Origin of the sequence: Nitratireductor alexandrii (assembly GCF_004000215.1) — a bacterium.
Taxonomy (GTDB): Bacteria; Pseudomonadota; Alphaproteobacteria; order Rhizobiales; family Rhizobiaceae; genus Mangrovimarina; species Mangrovimarina alexandrii.
The window spans coordinates 33,304-54,527 of the sequence record NZ_RBVY01000005.1 but is presented as its reverse complement, the minus strand read 5'-3'; the positions used below and the strand labels follow the sequence as shown (position 1 = coordinate 54,527).

Sequence of the window (21,224 nt, the reverse complement as noted above, 5' to 3'; positions counted from 1 at the left end):
GGTCGGGCCGGTGTTATATAAGATGCTGTTCACATTCGAGGCGGCGCCATGACGACGCGAAAAGACATCCATAATTCCGATATTCCAGTCCTGTGCCAGTCGTGCGAGGCGCGTCATGGCGGGGTGTGCGCGGCGCTCGACCAGCACCAGTTGCAGGCCCTTTCGAAGGCGTCGTGGAAACGCAAGGTGGAGCCGGGAACCGAGCTGGTCGGCGACGCGGAGGCGGTCGATTCCTATTCCAACGTGCTTTCGGGCGTGGTCAAGCTCACCAAGGGGCTTTCCGACGGGCGCCAGCAGATCGTCGGGCTGCAGTTCGCGCCCGACTTCCTCGGCCGCCCCTTCAAGGTGGAAAGCAGGCTGGGCGCGGAAGCGACCACCGACGTGACCTTGTGCAGCTTTCCCAAGGCCGCGGTCGAGCGGATGATGAAGGAATCGCCCGGGCTCGAACACCGGCTCCTGCAGCAGACGCTGAGCGAACTCGACGACGCGCGCGACTGGATGGTCACGCTCGGGCGCAAGACGGCCGGCGAGAAGGTGGCGAGCTTTCTGCTCTTGATCGCCCGCAACATCGACCCGGCGGCGTCGCCGGAGGGGGGAAAGACCACGTTCGACCTGCCGCTGACGCGCGCCGACATCGCCGATTTTCTGGGGTTGACGATCGAAACCGTCAGCCGGCAGTTGACCAAGCTGCGCGCGGACGGCGTGATCACGATCGAAAACAACCGCCACGTGATCGTGGAAAGCCTGGAACGGCTCGAACTACGCAGCGGCGACTGAAGCGGTCCGCGACCGCGGACCTGTGGCGCATTGCCATGGCCTAGCGGTCGAGCACCGGCAGGATGTGCGCGCGCTCGAAGGCGACGTGGCGGCGCATGGTTTCGAAAAAGCCGCGCAGCATGAAACCGACCGCCTCGGCATTGTCGATCGCCCGGCCATGTCCGATGCCGAGCAGGGTTTCGGTGACCTCGTCGGCGAAACACTGATCCTCGACATGTTCGGCCTTGAGGCGCCGCAGCGTCTCCATGTCGGCGTCGGCCGATACCGCCAGCGCCGCCGCATAGGCGGTGAAGATGTCGTTTTCCTCGCAGACGTGAATCTGCCGGATGGACGGCGCCAATATGTTGGCGATCCGCAGGCATTCCACGCGGTCGATATTGTCGGGCAGATTGTCGGCGATTCGTTCCAGCGCGTGGCACATGTCGAGCTTGAAGCCGTGCGCGCGCCGCAGCAACACAGCCGGCGGCAAGCCACTATCGAGAGGGAGGGGCGAGGAAAAGCTCCGGTCCATCCTGCCTGACGCCACGATCCGCATCGTTGTCCATTCTGTTTATTCTGTTGGGCACAGTGGTCGCGGCCGGTGCAATCGACCTTGACTCAGATCAAGGCATCGGGACGCTTGCTGCGTGAAGACGCATGGAGCGGATCGCCCGGAGGGGGGATTCGCCGCTTGAGACCATTGTCAGGGGATACGCAATGAGACACGGCACAGCGATCGCAGGGATCGGCATTATGACCTTTCTTGCCCTGGTCGCAGCGGCTTTCGCGCGCGATGCGCAGTTCGCCGCCCATATGTGGGTTCTGTTTTTCGTCCTGCTCGGGTCGGCCGTGGTGCTTTTGCGCAATACGAGCTTCTCGCCGGCGGGGCCGGCGGTCGATGAGCGGTCGGGCTACATGGACGGACCGATCCGCTATGGCGCGATCGCGACGCTGTTTTGGGGGATCGCGGGTTTTCTGGTCGGTGTCGTGGTCGCCCTCCAGCTCGCCTTTCCCGACCTGAACATCGAGCCCTGGCTGAGTTTCGGACGGCTGCGTCCCCTGCATACTTCGGCGGTGGTCTTCGCCTTCGGCGGCAACGCCCTGATCGCCAGTTCGTTCTACGTGGTCCAGCGCACATGCCGGGCCCGGCTTTTCGGCGGCGATCTCGCCTGGTTCGTGTTCTGGGGCTATCAGCTCTTCATCGTCATGGCCGCCACCGGCTATCTGCTCGGCATCACGCAAAGCCGCGAATATGCCGAGCCGGAATGGTATGTCGACCTGTGGCTGACCATCGTGTGGGTCGCCTATCTGGTCGTGTTCCTCGGCACCATCTTCAAGCGCAAGGAACCGCATATCTACGTCGCCAACTGGTTCTACCTGTCCTTCATCGTGACGATCGCGATGCTGCACGTGGTCAACAATCTGGCGATCCCGGTCTCGTTTTTCGGCAGCAAGAGCTATTCGGCCTTCGCGGGCGTGCAGGACGCGCTGACGCAATGGTGGTACGGCCACAACGCCGTCGGCTTCTTCCTGACGGCGGGCTTTTTGGGGATGATGTATTATTTCGTGCCCAAGCAGGTGAACCGGCCGGTCTATTCCTACCGGCTGTCGATCATCCATTTCTGGGCGCTGATCTTCCTCTATATCTGGGCGGGGCCGCACCATCTCCATTACACCGCGCTACCCGACTGGGCGCAAACGCTGGGCATGGTGTTCTCGATCATGCTGTGGATGCCCTCCTGGGGCGGCATGATCAACGGCCTGATGACGCTGTCCGGCGCCTGGGACAAGCTGAGGACCGATCCGGTGCTGCGGCTGATGGTGCTGGCGATCGCCTTTTACGGCATGTCGACCTTCGAAGGCCCGATGATGTCGATCAAGGCCGTCAATTCGCTGTCGCATTATACCGACTGGACGATCGGCCACGTGCATTCCGGCGCGCTCGGCTGGGTCGGCATGATCTCGTTCGCGGCGGTCTACTACATGGTGCCGAAGCTGTGGTACCGCGAGCGGCTCTATTCGCTCAGGCTGGTGACGTGGCACTTCTGGCTGGCCACGCTCGGCATCGTCGTCTACGCGGCGGTGATGTGGGTGTCGGGCATCCAGCAGGGCCTGATGTGGCGCGAATACGACGATCAGGGTTTCCTGGTCTATTCGTTCGCCGAATCGGTCGCCGCGATGTTCCCGTATTACGTGGTCCGCGCCATGGGCGGCGCCCTCTACCTCGCCGGCGCGCTGGTGATGGTTTGGAACATCACCATGACGATCCTCGGCCATCAGCGCGAGGAAGCACCGATCGGCGGGGCCGCACCCGCCCTCCAGCCGGCCGAATAGGGGAGCCCGCACGATGGGTTTGATGGACAAACACGAAATTATCGAAAAGAACGCCACGCTGCTTCTGGTGGGGTCGTTCCTGGTGGTCACGGTCGGCGGGATCGTCGAGATCGCACCGCTGTTCTACCTGGAAAACACCATCGAGAAGGTGGAGGGCATGCGGCCCTATTCGCCGCTCGAACTGGCCGGGCGCAACATCTATGTCCGCGAGGGCTGCTACACCTGCCACTCGCAGATGATCCGGCCGTTCCGCGACGAGGTCGAGCGCTACGGCCATTACAGCCTGGCGGCGGAATCGATGTACGATCACCCGTTCCAATGGGGTTCGAAGCGCACGGGACCGGACCTGGCCCGCGTCGGCGACCGCTATTCCAACGAGTGGCATGTCCAGCATCTGATCGAGCCGCGCTCGGTGGTGCCGGAATCGGTGATGCCGAGCTACGCGTTCCTGAAGGAAACGCCGCTGCCGGTCGACGAGATCGCCTATCACCTGGAGGCCAATCGCGGGGTCGGCGTTCCCTATAGCGACGAGATGATCGCCGAGGCCAAGGCCGACCTTCTCGCCCAGGCCGACCCGAATGCCGACACGTCGGGCGTCGAGGCGCGCTATCCGAAGGCCAAGCTCGGCGATTTCGACGGCAATCCGGCCGCGCTGACGGAGATGGACGCGCTCGTCGCCTATCTGCAGATGCTCGGCACGCTTGTCGACTTTTCCACCTATGACGAAGCTGCGGGATACCGGTGATGGAACGCTTCTTCAACTACGACACCATGCGCGCCTTCGCCGACAGCTGGGGGCTTTTGTTCCTGATGATCTTTTTCATCGGCGTCGTGCTGTTCGTCTTCCGTCCCGGAGGACGCAAGGCGGCCGAGCGTGCGGCGCAGATTCCGTTGAAGGATGACTGAGGCATGAGCAAGGACCATATCGACGAGGTGAGCGGGGTCGAAACCACCGGTCACGAGTGGGACGGCATCCGCGAGCTCAACAATCCCCTGCCGCGCTGGTGGGTGTGGACCTTCTACGCCACCATCGTGTGGTCGATCGGCTACACGATCGCCTATCCGGCCTGGCCTTTGATCTCGACGGCGACGACGGGCGTGCTGGGCTATTCGAGCCGCCAGGACGTGCGCACCGAGCTCAACGCGGCCGAGGCCGCCAAGGGCGACTATGTTGCGGCGGTGGCCAGCAAGGACGTTGCGGAGGTTCTCGCCGACGAGCAGCTGCGCCAGTTCGCCGTGGCGGCCGGTTCGGCCGCGTTCAAGGTCAACTGCGTGCAGTGCCACGGCTCGGGCGCACAGGGCTCGGCCGGTTATCCCAACCTCAACGACGACGAATGGCTGTGGGGCGGCTCGATCGAGCAGATCTACCAGACGATCGCCCACGGCATCCGCTTCGCCGGCGATGACGAGACGCGGTTTTCCGAGATGCCGGCCTTCGACTACCTGGAGGGCGAGCAGATCACGGATGCGGCCAATTACGTCGTGTCGCTGTCGGGCGGCTCGGCCGATGCGGCGGCCGCCGAGCGTGGCCAAACGGTCTATGCCGAAAACTGCGCGGCATGCCATGGCGACGACGGCAAGGGCATGGCCGATCTCGGCGCGCCGGACCTGACGGACGCGATCTGGCTCTACGGATCGACGGTCGCAGACATCGCCAGCCAGATGCGCGCACCCAAGCACGGCGTGATGCCGGGCTGGGGCGAGCGGCTTGGCGATGTGACGGTCAAGGAACTGGCCGTCTACGTGCATTCGCTTGGCGGCGGCGAATAGGGCATGGCGGGAACCTCCCTATTCGTCCTGGGGCCGTCCGGGCGAGGGGGGTCCGGCTTCGCGCCGGGCCCCTTTTTTATCTTTAGTCGGCCTTGTTGACCTGAATCAAGGCTGGGGCGATATGGATCGGGCATCTCGAGCTTGCCGCGGCCGGGCACGGGCCGAGCAGTCCCGCCCTGTTCCGTGCCGAGTGGTCGCGGTACGTCTGCCCAGGAGACGAGAATGCTGAATACGAGCGAAGTCGAACGCCACGAGGCGGAGGCTGTCAATTCGGCCAAGGTGCGCCAGCCGCTCTACGCCGCGCGCAAGAAGATCTTTCCCAAACGCGCCAGCGGACAGTTCCGGCGCTTCAAATGGCTGGTGATGCTGGTCACCCTCGGCATCTACTATCTGACGCCGTGGCTGCGCTGGGACCGCGGACCGCACGCGCCGGACCAGGCGGTCCTGATCGATCTCGCCAATCGGCGCTTCTACTTCTTCTTCATCGAGATCTGGCCGCAGGAATTCATCTTCGTGGCCGGTCTGCTGGTGATGGCCGGTGTCGGCCTGTTCCTGATCACCTCCACGGTCGGCCGGGCCTGGTGCGGATATACCTGTCCGCAAACGGTCTGGGTCGACCTGTTTCTGGTCGTGGAACGCTGGGTGGAGGGCGACCGCAATGCGCGCATGAAGCTCGACAAGGCCGACTGGAGCGCCGGCAAGATCGCCAAGCGGGTCGCAAAACACGCGATCTGGCTGGTGATCGCGGTGGCGACCGGCGGGGCATGGATTTTCTATTTCGCCGACGCGCCCGGCCTTCTGGTCGATTTCGCGCGCGGCGAGGCGGCGCCGGTGGCCTACATCACCGTCGCCATCCTGACCGCCACCACCTATGTGTTCGGCGGGCTGATGCGCGAACAGGTGTGCACCTATATGTGCCCTTGGCCGCGTATCCAGGCGGCCATGCTCGACGAAAACTCGCTCACGGTCACCTATAATGACTGGCGCGGCGAGCCGCGCACGCGCGGCGCCAAGAAGGCCGCGGCGGCTGGCCAGACGGTCGGCGACTGCGTGGACTGCAACGCCTGCGTGGCCGTGTGCCCGATGGGCATCGACATCCGCGACGGCCAGCAGCTGGAATGCATCACCTGTGCGCTGTGCATCGATGCCTGCGACGCCGTCATGGACAAGATCGGCAAGGAGCGTGGCCTGATCTCCTATGCCACGCTGGACGAATACAACGCCAACATGGCGCTCGCGACCGTCGGCGGCACCGCGCCGATCGACCCGCGCCGGGTGCGCGACGACAGCGGCGGCCTGTCGGACAAGGTGCGCCATTTCCGTCTGCGCCAGCTCTTTCGTCCGCGCACCTTCGTCTATTTCGGCATGTGGGCGCTGATCGGCGTCGTGCTGCTTTATGCCCTGTTCTCGCGCGACCGGCTCGAGGTCAACGTGCTGCACGACCGCAATCCGCAATTCGTCACGCTCGCCGACGGTTCGATCCGCAACGGTTACACGGTCAAGCTGTTGAACATGATTCCCGAGCCGCGCGTGGTGTTCCTGTCGCTCGATGGCCTGCCGGGCGCGACGATGACGGCCAACGGCATCGACCAGCCGGAAGGGCGGTCGATGGTGATTCCGGTTGAACCCGACCGGCTGCGGACGCTAAAAATCTTCGTGCGCCAGCCGCAGGACCTGATCGACGGCACGACGCAGCGTTTCCGCTTCATCGCCGAGGACAAGGCGAGTTTCGAAAGCGACGCCTACACCGCGACGTTCAATGCGCCGGAGGCGAGATGATGAAGACCCCCACGCGCCCCAAGGGCGAATTCACCGGCCGGCATATGCTCATCATCATGCTCGCCTTTTTCGGGACCATCATTGCCGTAAACCTCACCATGGCGACGCTTGCGAACCGGAGCTGGACGGGCCTGGTGGTCAAGAACTCCTATGTGGCCAGCCAGCAGTTCAACGAAAAGGCGGCACTCGCCCGCGCGCAGCAGGCGCTGGGCTGGCGCGGCGAGTTGACGATCGCGGACGGCACGGTGAGCTACCGGCTGACCGACCGATCCGGCGACCCGGTATCGGCCGAGGCCGTACGCATGATCTTCCGCCGGCCGGTCTCCGAACAGGGCGACCTCACGCTGCGGCTCGCCCGCGCCGGCACGGGCGCCTTTGCCCAAACGATCGAAATCGCCGATGGCGGCTGGATCGTCGAGATTTTGGCCGATATCGGCCAGCCCGATCCCTATCGCCAGGTCGAGCGGGTTCGCGTCACCGGGGGCAGGATCAGATGAGCTGCTGCGCGCCGGGCGTCGAGGGGGCAGCGCGCGACGACGTGCCGGCCGGCCCCGGCCCGGAGGAGTTGCGTCTGGCCAGCCGCGATCTCGGCGACGGCGTGCGCCAGAGCGACCTGTCCGTGCCGGCGATCCATTGCGGCGGCTGCATCCACACGATCGAAACCGCGCTTGGCCGGCTCAACGGCGTGGAGGAGGCGCGCGTCAACCTGTCGACCAAACGGGTGCGGGTGCGCTGGCGCGACGACGCACAGCCGGCAATCGTCGACACGCTCAACCGCCTCGGCTACGCCGCGCATCTGAGCGACGACGGCACCGCCGGCAAGGACAAGACCCTGTCGGAACTGGTGCGGGCCCTGGCCGTCGCCGGGTTCGCGGCCGGCAACATCATGCTGTTGTCGGTTTCGGTCTGGTCGGGTGCGGACGGTGCGACGCGCGATCTGTTCCACTGGCTGTCGGCGTTGATCGCGATGCCGGCACTGTTTTTCGCCGGCGGCATATTTTATCGATCGGCCTGGGGCGCGCTCAAGCACGGGCGCATGAATATGGACGTGCCGATCGCGCTCGGCGTGTCGATGGCCTATGGGCTTAGCCTCTACGAGACGATCAACCACGGCCAGCACGCCTATTTCGACGCCTCGGTGTCGCTGCTGTTTTTCCTTTTGATCGGCCGCACGCTCGACCACGTCATGCGCGAACGCGCGCGCGTGGCCGTCAGCGGGCTGGCGCGGATGGCGCCGGGCGGGGCGACGGTGATCGGCGCCGACGGACAGGCGCGCTTCCTGCCGCTCGACGAGATCGAGCCCGGCATGCGGCTGCGGATCGCGGCCGGCGACCGGGTGCCGGTGGACGGGCATATCCTGGAGGGGCGGTCCGACATCGACGTGTCGCTGGTGACCGGCGAGGGCGCGCCGCAGCCGATGACGGCCGGCGACGCGGTGCGGGCGGGCATGGTCAATCTGACCGGCTCGCTGCTGGTCGAGGCGACGGCGGCGGCGCGCGAGTCCTTCCTAGCGGAAATGGTGCGGCTGATGGAGGCGGCCGAGGGCGGGCGCGCGCGCTACCGGCGTATCGCCGACCGCGCCTCCGCGCTTTATTCGCCGCTGGTCCATCTCGCCGCGTTCGCGACCTTTGTCGGCTGGATGGCGGCGACGGGCGACTGGCACCGCGCGATCACGATCGCCATCGCCGTCTTGATCATTACCTGTCCCTGCGCGCTCGGCCTGGCCGTGCCGATCGTTCAGGTCGTCGCCGCGCGGCGGCTGTTCGAACGGGGCGTGATGGTCAAGGACGGCTCGGGCATGGAGCGGCTCGCCGAAATCGACACGGTCGTGTTCGACAAGACCGGCACGCTGACCGTCGGCCGGCCGGCGATCGCCGAGGCCGACCGCATCGACGCGGCGACTGCCGCGCATGTCGCCGCGCTGGCCGCCCATTCGCGCCATCCCGTCTCGCGCGCACTGGCCCGGGCCTTCGACAGCCCGCGCAGCAACGCGCTGGTTTTCACCGATATCGAGGAAGTGCCGGGCTGCGGCATCGAGGGCCGGTCGGACGGCAGCCGCTACCGGCTGGGCCGTGCGGACTGGGCGTGCGCGGGCGCCGAGGCGGGAGCGGCCGGGGACGCCGGCGATCCGGTGCTGACGCGGGACGGCGTGATCCTGGCGCGGTTTGGTATGCGCGACCGGCTGCGCGCCGATGCCGGTGCCGCGCTCGCAGCATTGCGGGACCAAGGGTTCGACGTCGAACTGCTAAGCGGCGACACGGCCGCCAACGCCAACACCGTGGCCGCGGAGCTTGGAATTGCGACCGTGCGCGCCGGGGTCCTGCCCGCAGACAAGGCCGAACGGCTGGCGCGCCTGGCGCAGGACGGCCACAAGGCGCTGATGGTCGGCGACGGCCTCAACGACGCGCCGGCGCTGGCGGCTGCCCATGTGTCGATGGCGCCGGCGACGGCGGCCGATATCGGACGCAATGCCGCCGATTTCGTCTTTCTGCACGACAGCCTCCAGGCGGTGCCGTTCGCGATCGCGATCGCGCGCCGGGCCGACCGGCTGGTGCGGCAGAATTTCGGGCTCGCCATCGCCTATAACGTGATCGCGGTGCCGATCGCCGTCGCCGGCTTCGTCACCCCGCTGATCGCGGCGGCGGCGATGTCGTTGTCCTCGCTGCTGGTGATCGCCAATGCGCTGCGGTTGCGGGGCGGCAAGGCCGCCGCGAAAGCCGACGCGTTTGTTTCGGAGCGGGCCCCGGTTGCTGCCGCGCCGGCCGGCGGCAAGACGGCATGATCAACCTTGCCATTCTGATCCCGGTCGCGCTTTTTCTGGGCATGATCGGCCTCGCCGCCTTCCTGTGGTCGCTCAGGAGCGGGCAATATGACGATCTCGACGGCGCGGCCGAACGTATCCTGCACGACGACGGGGAAGACCCGGTCGAGGACGAACGCGGCAGGGATGGGGGGCGGCAGTCCTGACCAGGCTCGCCTGGCCGCGTCCGGGAGGCCCGGCTGAGAAATGAGCGGAGGTTTGTGGGCCGACGGCGGCTCCAGGGCCGTTCTCTGACTTGTTGTTTTAACGTGTTTTTTGAATGGCGAACCGGCTTCCGCTGCGCCCGGAGAGGTTCTACTCGGCGTGCGCGCGCACCCACTCGACGATCCAGTCAACGACCCGGTCGTTGTTGCCGGGCGACAGCGCGTCGCCGGCGATCACGTGATGGGACGGGTCGTCGCTTTGTTCAACGGTGCGCAGCTCGTGCGCAGCCCCCCAGCGTCCGGCGATCTGCCGGGTGATGTCGGGGCGCACGACCTTGTCGCGGTCGGACAATATGAACAGCGCCGGGGCGGTTGCGGTCTCGACGGGGGCCGTCGCGGCGATTTCGACCATCGCCGCCATCGGCAGCAGCGCCTCGGTGGGATAGCGCGTGGTCCAGAAGCGGCCATGCGCGTCGTTGTGCGGCTCGAACCCGCGTTCGTCCCCGGCGACGAGCTTGGCGATCTGCAGGCCCCAGGGCCCGGCCAGGAAGCCGGCGCCGCCGGCCTGCACGCCGAAATTGGGCGAGATCAGCACGTAGCCGGCAACGCCCTCGGCCAGGTCCGGCCGGGTCGCCGCCCAGGCGGCGATCGAGGCGCCGGTCGAGACCGCGACGACCACCACGCGCTCGCCCAGCCGCCGGCCGACCGCCAGCGCCTCGGCATAGTCGTCGACCCAGGCTTTGACGCTGGCCTCGGCCATCGCCGGGCCATCGCGGCCGTGACCGGTCAGGCGGGTGAAGAACAAATTTGCGCCCAGCGTCGCGGCGACGCGGTCGGGCACCGGCCTGATCTCGTCCTTGGAGGCGGAAAACCCGTGCACGTAGACGATGGCGAGCGGCGTGCGGGCGCGTGAGGCGGGAAAAGCCCACACGACCTGCTTTTCCGCGCCGGGGCGCAGGTTGGGCACGCGGGCTTCCTTGTCGGCGAGCCAGGCTTCGACATCCTGGCCGATCGCGGCGGGGTCGAAACTGACGGTGGTGTCGCGCGCCACGCGCGGTCCCAGAAACCAGGCTGCCGCTCCGGCGGCGATCACAACCACGACGATACCGATCATCCGCCGCATGTGCTCCTCCGTTTCCTTGCCGTCCGATCCATAGGCCGGCTTGGCGGGCCGCGCAATCGCTCGCGGTCGCACGGCGCGCGGTTCTAGGTTTTGCGGGGTCGCCGGTGCCAGCCGGTGGCGCGCCGGACGAGCGCGAAATAGGCGGGATAGGGCAGCAGCGCGAGCAGTTTCAGCACCCATGTGAAGCGGCGCGGGAAGGAGACCTCGAAACCGCCCGTGCGCAGCCCGTCGCGGATGCGCCCGACGGCGGTCTCGACGCTGATCAGAGCCGGCATCGCAAAACGGTTCTGTTCGGTGAGCGGGGTCGCGACGAAGCCCGGATTGAAGACCTGGATGCGGATGTTGAGCGGGTCGAAGTCGAACTTCAGCCCGGCTGCCATGGTGTTGAGAGCGGCCTTGGTCGCGCCGTAGGCTGCGGCGCGCGGCAATCCGCCGTAGCTGGAGGCGGAGCCGATGATGGCGACATGGCCGCGGCCCCTGGTCTTCATGCGCTCGACGACCGGCACGAGGCCGAACACGGTGCCCAACACGTTGACGCCGAACGTGTCGACGAATTCGCGCGTGCCCAGAGCCTCGCCGCGGGTGGGGAAATAGTCGCCGGCGTTGAAGACGGCGAGTGCGATCGGCCCGCAGTCGCGTTCGATCGCCGCCACGGTAGCCGCCATGCCGTCCTCGTCGGTGACGTCGCAGGCGCAAGGCCGGATGCTGCCGGCGAGCGGCTCGGCCTCGACCGCGAGCGCCTCAAGCCGCTCCGCGCGCCGGGCGGTCACGGCGACAATGTAGCCGTCGCGGGCGAGTTCGAGCGCCAGGGCGCGGCCGATGCCGCTGCTGGCGCCCGTCACCCAGGCGACGCCATCCGTTGGTCCGGCGCGATAAAGAGACATCGAAACCTCGTCGGTGCGGGCAGGAATTCCGGCTGCGTCGTTAGCCGCCGACTATGTCGATCAGCCTGCGGCCGAGCGGACCGCTCAGACGCAGCGGCGCGTCGGTGACGGCCAGGCCGATGCAAGGACGGTCCTTCTCGGCGACCGGCCGGTGCTCGACCGTCTCGTCGGCGATCGATATGTCGCCGCGTGCGTAGCGGCCGTTGACGTCGTTGAAGGCGCCGTCCAGCACCAGCGTCAGTTCCAGCCCGCCATGGGTATGGGCGGGGATGGCGCGGCCGGGTCGGATCCAGAACAGGCTGACATGGCAGCCGTCGATCTCACCGACATCGTGCTCGCGAAAACCGGGCATTTTTGTGCGCCAGGGCACATCGGCGACGTCGAAGCCGACAAAGTCGCGCAGCACGGGCGGAAACAGGCCGTCTCGAGCCTCTTGCGGGTGCGATGGGGCGGCCGGTGCGGGGCCGTCGAGGACAGAGGCGAGCCGGCGGTCGCGATCCGACAGCGCGACGGGTCGGGCCTGCGACAGGCCAAGGCCGCCGAGGCGTTCCAACTCGCCGGCGAAGGCGCGGTTGTCGTTGTTGAGTTGCAGGTGCGCGGCCACGAGCACGTGCGCGGGCAGCGGCAAGGTGCCGGCAACATGGCTCGCGATCAGCGAATCGGCGGTTTGTACGGCGGACATGGTGTGACCTCGGAAGGCTGGCCGTGGGCGAAAACCGGACTTCGATCCGATTTTCGGCGACGTTCTTGTGCCACATACGGACGCCGGCTCCAACCGGATCAACCGGAAAGCCGGTTCGGGTGTCGTGTCGGCAAGGCGCAAAAATAATCGCTGTTTGGCCTGTTTTGGCAAAAAAACGCGACTTGAAAGCCACCCGTCGCCTGCTTAGACCTGAAATAGAAGGGTGCCGCCGGCCGATCCGGCGCGCGGCCATTGGGCAGACGAAGGAAAATATCATGGACCGATCGGTGATCGACGCCATCGGAAACACGCCGCTGATCAGGCTGAAGCGTGCTTCGGAGGAGACCGGCTGCGAGATTCTCGGCAAGGCGGAATTCATGAACCCGGGCCAGTCGGTCAAGGACCGGGCCGGCCTTTTCATCGTGCGCGATGCCGAAAAGCGCGGGCTCCTGAGGCCGGGCGGGCTGATCGTGGAAGGGACGGCCGGCAATACCGGCATCGGGCTGACGCTGGTGGCCCGCGCGCTTGGCTATCGCACCGCGATCGTCATTCCCGAAACCCAGAGCCAGGAGAAGAAGGATGCCATCCGCATCCTCGGCGCGGAATTGATCGAGGTGCCGGCGGTTCCCTACCGGAACCCGAACAACTATGTGAAACTGTCTGCCCGGCTGGCCGAGCAACTGGCCAAAACCGAGCCCAACGGCGCGATCTGGGCCAACCAGTTCGACAATGTCGCCAATCGCCAGGGCCATGTCGAAACCACGGCGGTCGAGATCTGGCAGCAGACGGTCGGCAAGGTCGACGGTTTCGTGGCTTCCGTCGGCAGCGGCGGCACGCTAGCCGGCATCGCCGAAGGGCTGCGTGCGCACAACAAGGACGTCAAGATCGCGCTTGCCGACCCGATGGGGGCTGCGCTTTATTCCTATTACACCGCAGGGGAGCTGAAATCGGAAGGCTCCTCGATCACCGAGGGCATCGGCCAGGGGCGCATCACCGCCAATCTGGAAGGGTTCACGCCCGACTTTTCGTATCGGATCGCCGACGACGAGGCGCTCGGGATCATTTTTGATCTCGTGCGCGAAGAAGGCCTGTGCATGGGCGGCTCGACCGGCATCAATATTGCCGGTGCGGTGCGCCTGGCCCGCGAGCTCGGCCCCGGCCACACCATCGTGACGGTGCTGTGCGATTACGGTACGCGCTACCAATCGAAACTGTTCAATCCGGCGTTTCTGCGCAGCAAGGCGCTGCCAGTGCCCGAGTGGATCGAAAAGACCAGCGACATAAGCGTGCCGTTCGAGGAGGTGGCGTAATGGATGCCGCGACCCAGGCGCTGTTTCGCGAGGATGCCTATCTGTCGACCGCCGAGGGCACGGTGACGGGCATCAACGAGCGCGGCGGAATGGTTCTCGACCGGACGAATTTCTATGCGACGTCCGGCGGACAGCCCGGCGATACCGGCTTTTTCGAGCGCGCCGACGGATCGCGGATCGCCATCGGGGGCACGATCACCGGCCAGACCAAGGACGAGATCGTCCATCTGCCGGCCCCGGATGCCGCCCGGCCGGAGATCGGCGAGACGCTGGTGCTGCATATCGACTGGGCGCGGCGCTACAAGCTGATGCGCATGCATACCGCCTGCCATCTCTTGAGCGTGGTGTGTCCCTATCCGATTACCGGTGCGGCGGTCGGCGAGGACGAATCGCGGGTCGATTTCGACCTGCCCGACGCCGGCGTGACCAAGGAGGACGTGACGGCGGAGATGATGGCGCTGGTTACGGCCAATCATCCGATCTTCACCCAATGGATCGGCGAGGACGAACTGGCCGCCAATCCGGGCCTGGTGAAATCCAAGAACGTGCGCCCGCCGGCGGGTTCGGGCCGTATCCGGCTGGTGTGCATCGGCGCCGAGGCGTCGGTCGACAGCCAGCCCTGCGGTGGCACGCATGTGTCGGAAACCCAGGAAGTGGGCGAAGTCCATATCGGCAAGATCGAGAAGAAGGGACGCGAAAACCGCCGTTTCCGCATCCGGTTCGGCGCGTTGCCGACCTGACTGTTGATCCAATAGTCAGGCCGGACTGCCGGTCCACAACGTTCCACGACCGTCCGGCCGGAACCGTCGCGGGCCGCGCGAGTTGTTCTTCCCGGCGGCTTCGCGAATATGCGACCGTCCAACTGGCTCGCGGCTTTTCGCGCGTTGGCAAAAATGCGACAGGAATGCAGTGTTGTGTTTCGCCGCCGATGGCGGTTCGGGAGCGGGTGATCGCGATGACAGACAAGGACGCCTTCTTCGTCACGACCGATTGGCTGGCCGAGCATCTAAATGATCCGGGCCTGTCGGTGGTCGACGCTTCCTGGTACCTGCCCGCGCAGGGCCGCGACGCGCGCGCCGAATATGAGGCAGGCCACATTCCCCGGGCTGTGTTTTTCGATCATGACCTGGTTGTCGATCCCGATTCGAACCTGCCGCACGCACTGCCGTCGCCGCGGACCTTTGCCACCTTCGCCGCCTCGATGGGCATTTCGGCCAGCGACACGATCGTGGTCTATGACGGACCGGGTCTGTTTTCCTCGGCCCGCGCCTGGTGGATGTTCCGCGTCATGGGCGCCAAGACGGTCCGCATTCTGGAAGGCGGGATCGACCGCTGGAAAGCGGAGGGACGGTTCGTGACCGCGAAGCCGACCAAGGTCGCCTCCTGCCTGTTCGAGACCGATTTCGACGAAGGCCGGGTGGCCACGCTGGACGAGATGCGCCGGATCGTGGAGCAGGGCACGAGCCAGATCGCGGATGCGCGATCGCCGGGGCGTTTTGCCGGCAGCGAGCCGGAGCCGCGCCAGGGCGTGCGTTCGGGTCACATGCCGGGCGCGCGCAACGTGCCGATCGCGTCCGTGGCCGAAAACGGGGCGCTGTTGCCGCCGGCCGCCTTGCGGCAGACCTTCGAGGCGGCCGGCATCGACCTGTCGCAGCCGGTGGTCACTTCCTGCGGATCGGGCGTGACGGCCGCCGTGCTGGTGCTGGCGCTGGAGAGCCTCGGCCATGCCGACGCCCGGCTTTACGACGGCTCCTGGACGGAGTGGGGCGGTCGCGACGACACGCCGGTCGAGACCGGCGCGCCGTGACCATGGCTGGGACGACGAACACGCTTGTGGCGCGCGTCACCCATCTGGAAATGACCGCGCCTCCTGGCAAGCCGGTGCCGATGCCGCTCGGGGCGCGGCTGGCCATGATGCGCGTCGGTTCCATCCCGCTGCATTTCTACCGCTATCTCTACGAGCAGGTCGGCCGGCCGCATCACTGGTCGCTGCGCCGAAACTGTTCGGATGCCGCGCTCGCACAGGCCGTGCACGGAGCGACAACCGAGATCGAGGTGCTTTATGTCGACGGCGCCCCGGCCGGGTTTTTCGAGCTCGACCTGTCGCGTCTCGCCGGCGAGGTCGAAATCCTCTATTTCGGGCTGATGCCGGATTTTCAGGGCAGGGGGCTGGCCCGCTTCTTCCTGTCGGGCGCGATCGATGCCGCCTGGGCGCACGATCCCGACAAGGTCACCATCCACACCAACACGCTCGACAGTCCGCGCGCGCTGCAACTCTATCAGAAGATGGGTTTTGTTCCGGTCTCCTGGTCGCAGGAGACGGTCGAGCCGTGGACGTGAAGGGCTTTTGTGCGGCGTGAAACGGGTGGCGGGACATTTCCGGCAGCTCTATGGATGGCCTCCGCTCCGAGGAGGTCGTCAATGCGCATTCGTTTCGTTGCCTTACCTACCGATGCGGTCCGCGCCTTGCAGGCAGGGGGCACCGACGCTTACGGAAACGTTCCCGAACGGCATATTTCCGACGCTTCCAAAGTGCCGTGCCGCCATTGTCTCAGAAATGTCGACGAGGGCGAACCCTATCTGATCCTTGCGTACCGGCCGTTTGCGGACTTGCAGCCCTATGCCGAGACGGGCCCGATCTTTCTGCATGCCGAACACTGCCAGCGGGCGACGGAAAGCGACGTCATGCCGGTGATGTTCCAGGCGACGCCCGCCTATATCCTGCGCGGTTACGGATTCGATGATCGCATCGTCTACGGGTCGGGTTCGGTCGTGCCGACACATGACATATGCACACGGGCGCATGCGTTGTTGCAGCGTCGCGAGATCGCCTATCTGCACATGCGCTCGGCCAGCAACACATGTTATCAGTTGCGCGTCGAACGCGGCTGAGCCGCAGGCTTGTCGCCGACCGATCAAAAAGAAGACCCGCGGGATCGAAACCCGCGGGCCAGTGGGGAGGATTTTTTGAGTCGGCTCAGGCGGCGAGCACGGTTTTGGGTTCGGCCATTTCGTAGCCGAGGGCCTCGGCCACCGCGCGATTGGTGATCTTGCCGCGGTGCACGTTGAGGCCGTTTCTGAGATGGGTGTCGTCGGCCAGCGCGCGCAACCCCTTGTCGGCAAGCTGAAGACCGTGGTGCAAGGTGGCGTTGTTGAGCGCATGGGCGGAGGTGACGGGAACCGCGCCCGGCATGTTGGCCACGCAGTAATGGATGATGCCGTCGACCTCGTAGGTCGGCTCGGCATGGGTGGTCGCATGCGAGGTCTCGAAGCAGCCGCCCTGATCGATCGCGACATCGACCAGGACCGCGCCCTTCTTCATGCCCGACAGCATCTCGCGGGTGACCAGCTTCGGCGCCGCGGCGCCCGGGATCAGCACCGCGCCGACGACGATGTCGGCCGAAAAACACTCCTCCTCGAGCGCCTCGACGGTCGAATAGCGGGTGTGGATGCGGCCGTTGAAAATGTCGTCGAGCTGGCGCAGGCGCGGGATCGAGCGGTCGATGATGGTGACGTCGGCGCCGAGGCCGACCGCCATCTTGGCCGCCTGCAGGCCGACGACGCCGCCGCCGATAATGGCGACCTTGCCCGGCAGCACGCCGGGCACGCCGCCCAGAAGCACGCCGCGGCCGCCATTGGCCTTCTGCAGCGCGGTGGCCCCGGCCTGGATCGCCAGCCGCCCTGCGACTTCCGACATTGGCGCCAGCAAAGGCAGCCCGCCGCGGTCGTCGGTCACGGTCTCGTAGGCAATCGCCGTCACGCCCGACTTCACCAGACCCTCGGTCTGGTCCGGATCGGGGGCGAGATGCAGATAGGTGTAGAGGATCTGGCCTTCGCGCAGCTGAACCCATTCGCCGGGCTGCGGCTCCTTGACCTTCACCACCATGTCGGCCTTGGCGAAAATCTCTTCCGCGGTCTTGGCGATGCGCGCGCCGGCCGCCTTGTAGGCGTTGTCGTCGGCGCCGATGCCCGCGCCCGCCCCGCTCTGAACCAGCACGTCATGGCCGTGGGCGATGTATTCGCGTACCGAACCCGGGGTCAGGCCGACGCGATATTCATGGTTCTTGATCTCCGTCGGGCAGCCCACAAGCATAACAGCTCTCCTCCACCGGTCGCGGGTTGTATTCGGGATGGATGTTGATTAGAGCACATTGCGCTGCGCATGTGTTTGCGAAGTCGACGAGGGTGCTCGGAAATTTTCGCCGATCTTTGCGTATTTTAGAGAAAAACTCGAAGATAATCCCGATTATGAGCCTAGACCGGATCGATTACGCCATTCTCGACACGCTGCAGCGGGATGGGCGGATTTCCAATGCCGCGCTTGCCGAAAAGGTGGGACTGTCGCAGTCCGCCTGCTCGCGCCGTCTCGACAATCTCGAAAAATCGGGCGTCATTCACGGCTACCACGCCAAGCTGTCCAATGCCGCGCTCGGCTACAGGATGACGGCGATCGTGCATATTTCGCTGTCGGGCCAGTTCGAAAAGTCGCTGGCCGAGTTCGAGGCGGCGATCAAACGTTGCCCGAACGTGCTGTCGTGTCATTTGATGTCGGGCGAATACGACTACGTCATCAGGATCGCGGCGCGCGATCTCGAAGATTACGAACGCGTGCACAAGGAATGGCTGACGGCGATGCCGCATGTCATCAAGATCAACTCCTCCTTCGCCCTGCGCGAGGTGATCGACCGCACCGGTGTCGGCGTCGGGCCCGATCTTGCCTGAGACGGTGTCGGTCTCGCGGCGACGGGACGGCATGACGCATTTGGGGGCCTATGCCCGCTGCCGGGTGCCGAGGCCGCGGCAAGCCGACACGCGACCGGATGCTCGGGCCGACGGCGCCGAACGCCAAAGCGCCACGCGGTGGCAATCCTTGCCGGTTTGTTTCATAAGACGTCGCTAAGGTTTGTAAGGAGTCAAGCATGAACGAGCTTGCCGGAAAAGTGGTGGTCGTCACCGGCGCCGGGCGCGGATTGGGGGCTGCCTTCGCCCTGACGCTTGCGGATGCCGGCTGCGAGCTGGTTCTTTGCGGGCGGCGGGTCGCCGATCTCGACGCCGTCGCCGGACTGGTGATCGAACGCGGCGGCGCGGCGCCGCAGACCGTGGCACTGGACCTTGCCGACGCGGCCTCGGTGCGACAGGCTGTCTCCCGGATCGGCGCGCTGAAGCAGCGGGTCGACATCCTGATCAACAACGGCGCGATGTGGCTTGAAGCCAGCGCAGAGCCTTATGACGAGGCCGACGTTCTGGCGGTGGTCAATGCCGCGGTCACGGGAACGTTCTTGCTCGTTCAGGGCCTGCGCACGGCGATGGACAATTCCGACGCGCCGGACGTGGTGACCATTGGCTCGATCAGCGGGCTGCCCAATGCCGCACTGCAGTCGGTCTCGGTTCCCTTCTATGCCGCCAAGCGCGGACAGGTGGCCCTGGCGGACGGGTTCAGGCAGGCGTTTTCGGGAACGAAATTCCGCTCGATCCTGGTGAACCCGCCCTATCTCGACGACGCGCAGCCGGGGCGGGACGACTGGGAGGAGGCCGGCATCAGGCGCAAGGGACGCCAGGCCACCAGCCGCGACGTGGTCGAGGCGGCGATCTTCGCCCTGACGCGGCCCCGTCACGTCTCGCTCGCCATCGAAATCGGCGCCGACGAGGGCGGGCTGTTTGAGACGGCTTGAACAGGGTTGGCCGTCGGTCCCGCGTCAGTCTCGCGGCGGCGGGGCGGGCTTCCCGCTACCGGATGCCGGCCTGGAATGACCGGCGACAAAATCGTTCGCAGGAGAGAGCGTTTACCTGTACTCTGATCGTGGCGGGACGGATCAGGAGCTTGAAATGCGAGCAGATCACCGCAGCCAATCCGCCCTTGCTTCCACAAATCGGCGCGACTTCGTCAGGCTTTTCGGCGCCTCATCATTTGCGTTGGCGGTTGCCGACAATTGGGTGACGCAGGCCCTTGCGCAGGACGCCCCGGCGGACGCGCTATATGTCAACGGCACCATCTTGACCATGAACGACGCTCTGCCGGAGGCCGAGGCAGTCGCGGTTCGGGACGGCTTGGTGGTCGCGGTCGGCCAGATCGGCGAGGTGGAGAAGATGGCCGGCCCGCAAACGGTCCGGCACGACCTTGACGGCAGGACGATGCTGCCGGGGTTTTTCGACCCTCATGGCCATGCCAACATGGTCGGTATCCAGGCGATCTCGGCGAACCTGCTGCCGCCTCCCGACGGCGGCGGAACAAGCATTGCCACCCTGCAGCGCATCTTGACGGAGTGGACGGAGGCCGAGCGTGCCTTCGTCGAGCGTTATGGGATCATCATGGGCTTCGGCTATGACGACGCACAGCTTGGCGAGCAGCGTCATCCGACACGGCAGGAACTGGACGCTGTGTCTTCTGATCTGCCGGTTCTGGTCATGCATCAGTCGATGCATCTCGGCGCCGTCAACAGCCGTGCCCTGGAACTGGCAGGCGTTTCTTCGGAAACGGCGGACCCGGCGGGCGGCGTCTATCGAAGGGAAACCGGCACGAACGAGCCTAACGGCGTCGTCGAAGAAAACGCCTTCTTCGCCATGCTTGGCCTGTTTTTGGGGCGCCTGGACGAGACAGCCAATCTCCAGATGGCGAAAGCAGGTACCCAGCTCTATGCCCGTTTCGGCTACACTACGTGCCAGGATTCCTCGTCTTCGGCCGCCGCATTGTCGCTGTTTCAGGCCCTTGGCCAACGGGGCGAGCTCGCGATCGACGTGCTCGCTTTTCCTCTCATCCTCACATCGACGGACACTCTGACGCCGCCGCTCTACGGCCCCGACTATGTCGACCGGGTGCGGATCGGCGGCGTGAAACTGACCATCGACGGATCGCCCCAAGGAAAGACTGCTTGGTTGTCGCAGCCCTATTTTGTCCCGCCGGAAGGCCAGGGACCCGAATATGTCGGGTATCCCGCCATCAGCACGGAGTTGGCGATGGACAAGATCGAGCAGGCTTTCCGGCAAGGCTGGCAGATGCAGATCCATGCCAATGGAGACGCGGCGATCGATCTCGCGATCGCCGGGGTCAAGAACGCTCTCCAACGCCATCCCCGCCACGATCACAGGACGGTGTTGATCCACGGCCAGACCGCGCGCGAGGATCAGGTCGACGCCATGAAGCGACTGGGCATGGTGCCGTCCTTTTTTCCCATGCACACCTATTATTGGGGCGACTGGCACCGCGATTCGGTTCTGGGTCCAGCCCGTGCCGACAATATCTCGCCGACCGGCTGGGCGTATCGGCGCGGTATGCGCTTTACGACCCATCATGACGCGCCGGTCGCCAATCCGGATTCGATACGGGTGTTGTCGGCGACGGTCACCAGGCGCACCCGGTCAAACGACATCCTGGGTCCGCAACAGCGCGTTCCGGCGGAGATCGCATTGAAGGCGATGACGCTGTGGGCCGCCTGGCAGCACTTCGAGGACGACAGAAAGGGATCGATCGAAGTCGGCAAGCTTGCGGATTTCGTAGTGCTGTCGGACAATCCACTGACAGTCGCCCCGGAAACGCTCGAGACCCTCGAAGTGGTGGAGACCATAAAGGAGGGGACGACCGTCTATCGGCAGTCATGAGCCTGCGATCTGTCTGCGGGGTGGGC

Annotated in this window: 22 protein-coding genes; 17 read left to right on the top strand and 5 right to left on the bottom strand. The window is 65.7% G+C overall.

Translation table 11 applies throughout. The annotated features are described in order from the left end of the window. Positions 1-48: 48 nt before the first annotated feature. Positions 49-777: a Crp/Fnr family transcriptional regulator gene (locus tag EP380_RS12480; RefSeq protein WP_106571778.1), complete on the top strand. Its 729-nt coding sequence runs from the start codon at positions 49-51 to the stop codon at positions 775-777. A gap of 40 nt (positions 778-817) precedes the next feature. Here the strand turns inward: EP380_RS12480 and EP380_RS12475 are convergent, their stop codons facing one another. Further along, positions 818-1,246, bottom strand: coding sequence for a hemerythrin domain-containing protein (locus tag EP380_RS12475; protein ID WP_238719848.1), 429 nt, complete (start codon positions 1,244-1,246; stop codon positions 818-820). A 227-nt stretch (positions 1,247-1,473) separates the two neighbouring features. On the opposite strand from EP380_RS12475, the gene ccoN reads away from it, so the two are divergent. From ccoN to ccoS, 8 genes are all read left to right on the top strand, one after another. Beyond that, positions 1,474-3,090, top strand: coding sequence for a cytochrome-c oxidase, cbb3-type subunit I (gene ccoN, locus EP380_RS12470; RefSeq protein WP_106571779.1), 1,617 nt, complete (start codon positions 1,474-1,476; stop codon positions 3,088-3,090). A 13-nt stretch (positions 3,091-3,103) separates the two neighbouring features. Continuing rightward, a complete protein-coding gene (gene ccoO / locus EP380_RS12465; protein WP_106571780.1) occupies positions 3,104-3,835 on the top strand; it encodes a cytochrome-c oxidase, cbb3-type subunit II in 732 nt (243 codons plus the stop codon). Next, on the top strand, positions 3,835-3,996 hold the full coding sequence (locus EP380_RS12460) for a cbb3-type cytochrome oxidase subunit 3 (RefSeq protein WP_106571781.1): 162 nt from the start codon (positions 3,835-3,837) through the stop codon (positions 3,994-3,996). Before ccoO ends, EP380_RS12460 begins: the two co-directional genes overlap by 1 nt. A gap of 3 nt (positions 3,997-3,999) precedes the next feature. Further along, a complete protein-coding gene (gene ccoP / locus EP380_RS12455) occupies positions 4,000-4,860 on the top strand; it encodes a cytochrome-c oxidase, cbb3-type subunit III (RefSeq protein ID WP_106571782.1) in 861 nt (286 codons plus the stop codon). Between the two features lie 222 nt (positions 4,861-5,082). Beyond that, complete coding sequence (ccoG, locus tag EP380_RS12450) at positions 5,083-6,639, top strand: cytochrome c oxidase accessory protein CcoG (RefSeq protein WP_127598858.1); 1,557 nt, start codon at positions 5,083-5,085, stop codon at positions 6,637-6,639. Further along, on the top strand, positions 6,639-7,136 hold the full coding sequence (locus EP380_RS12445) for a FixH family protein (RefSeq protein WP_127599101.1): 498 nt from the start codon (positions 6,639-6,641) through the stop codon (positions 7,134-7,136). Before ccoG ends, EP380_RS12445 begins: the two co-directional genes overlap by 1 nt. Continuing rightward, positions 7,133-9,421, top strand: coding sequence for a heavy metal translocating P-type ATPase (locus tag EP380_RS12440; protein WP_127598857.1), 2,289 nt, complete (start codon positions 7,133-7,135; stop codon positions 9,419-9,421). The genes EP380_RS12445 and EP380_RS12440 overlap by 4 nt, the downstream gene beginning before the upstream one ends. Then, a complete protein-coding gene (gene ccoS, locus EP380_RS12435; protein ID WP_106571786.1) occupies positions 9,418-9,606 on the top strand; it encodes a cbb3-type cytochrome oxidase assembly protein CcoS in 189 nt (62 codons plus the stop codon). Before EP380_RS12440 ends, ccoS begins: the two co-directional genes overlap by 4 nt. Before the next feature lie 148 nt (positions 9,607-9,754). On the opposite strand, the gene EP380_RS12430 is transcribed toward ccoS, so the two are convergent. The 3 genes from EP380_RS12430 to EP380_RS12420 form a co-directional block, all read right to left on the bottom strand. Continuing rightward, positions 9,755-10,726 (bottom strand): alpha/beta hydrolase, encoded by a 972-nt coding sequence (locus tag EP380_RS12430; protein WP_127598856.1) that lies wholly within the window; start codon positions 10,724-10,726, stop codon positions 9,755-9,757. A gap of 83 nt (positions 10,727-10,809) precedes the next feature. Next, entirely contained in the window at positions 10,810-11,610 is an 801-nt protein-coding gene (locus tag EP380_RS12425) for an SDR family NAD(P)-dependent oxidoreductase (RefSeq protein WP_127598855.1), read from the bottom strand. Between the two features lie 40 nt (positions 11,611-11,650). Continuing rightward, positions 11,651-12,292, bottom strand: a complete 642-nt coding sequence (locus EP380_RS12420) for a ChrR family anti-sigma-E factor (protein WP_106571787.1) — start codon at positions 12,290-12,292, stop codon at positions 11,651-11,653. Between the two features lie 275 nt (positions 12,293-12,567). Between EP380_RS12420 and EP380_RS12415 the strand changes: the two genes are divergently transcribed. The 5 genes from EP380_RS12415 to EP380_RS12395 all read left to right on the top strand — a co-directional run bounded on the left by EP380_RS12415 (position 12,568) and on the right by EP380_RS12395 (position 16,494). Then, positions 12,568-13,602, top strand: coding sequence for a cysteine synthase A (locus tag EP380_RS12415; protein WP_127598854.1), 1,035 nt, complete (start codon positions 12,568-12,570; stop codon positions 13,600-13,602). Then, entirely contained in the window at positions 13,602-14,342 is a 741-nt protein-coding gene (locus EP380_RS12410) for an alanyl-tRNA editing protein (protein WP_127598853.1), read from the top strand. The genes EP380_RS12415 and EP380_RS12410 overlap by 1 nt, the downstream gene beginning before the upstream one ends. A 215-nt stretch (positions 14,343-14,557) precedes the next feature. Continuing rightward, positions 14,558-15,409: a 3-mercaptopyruvate sulfurtransferase gene (gene sseA, locus EP380_RS12405; RefSeq protein ID WP_127598852.1), complete on the top strand. Its 852-nt coding sequence runs from the start codon at positions 14,558-14,560 to the stop codon at positions 15,407-15,409. A gap of 2 nt (positions 15,410-15,411) precedes the next feature. After that, on the top strand, positions 15,412-15,942 hold the full coding sequence (locus tag EP380_RS12400; RefSeq protein ID WP_106571790.1) for a GNAT family N-acetyltransferase: 531 nt from the start codon (positions 15,412-15,414) through the stop codon (positions 15,940-15,942). An 81-nt stretch (positions 15,943-16,023) separates the two neighbouring features. Then, positions 16,024-16,494: a DUF1203 domain-containing protein gene (locus tag EP380_RS12395; RefSeq protein WP_127598851.1), complete on the top strand. Its 471-nt coding sequence runs from the start codon at positions 16,024-16,026 to the stop codon at positions 16,492-16,494. Positions 16,495-16,579: 85 nt separating this feature from the next. On the opposite strand, the gene ald is transcribed toward EP380_RS12395, so the two are convergent. Then, entirely contained in the window at positions 16,580-17,695 is a 1,116-nt protein-coding gene (gene ald, locus EP380_RS12390; RefSeq protein WP_106571792.1) for an alanine dehydrogenase, read from the bottom strand. Between the two features lie 155 nt (positions 17,696-17,850). On the opposite strand from ald, the gene EP380_RS12385 reads away from it, so the two are divergent. From EP380_RS12385 to EP380_RS12375, 3 genes are all read left to right on the top strand, one after another. Then, positions 17,851-18,324: an Lrp/AsnC family transcriptional regulator gene (locus EP380_RS12385; protein ID WP_127598850.1), complete on the top strand. Its 474-nt coding sequence runs from the start codon at positions 17,851-17,853 to the stop codon at positions 18,322-18,324. Positions 18,325-18,521: 197 nt separating this feature from the next. After that, positions 18,522-19,274 (top strand): SDR family oxidoreductase, encoded by a 753-nt coding sequence (locus EP380_RS12380; RefSeq protein ID WP_127598849.1) that lies wholly within the window; start codon positions 18,522-18,524, stop codon positions 19,272-19,274. 262 nt (positions 19,275-19,536) lie between these two features. Then, a complete protein-coding gene (locus EP380_RS12375; protein WP_238719847.1) occupies positions 19,537-21,198 on the top strand; it encodes an amidohydrolase in 1,662 nt (553 codons plus the stop codon). Positions 21,199-21,224 lie beyond the last annotated feature (26 nt).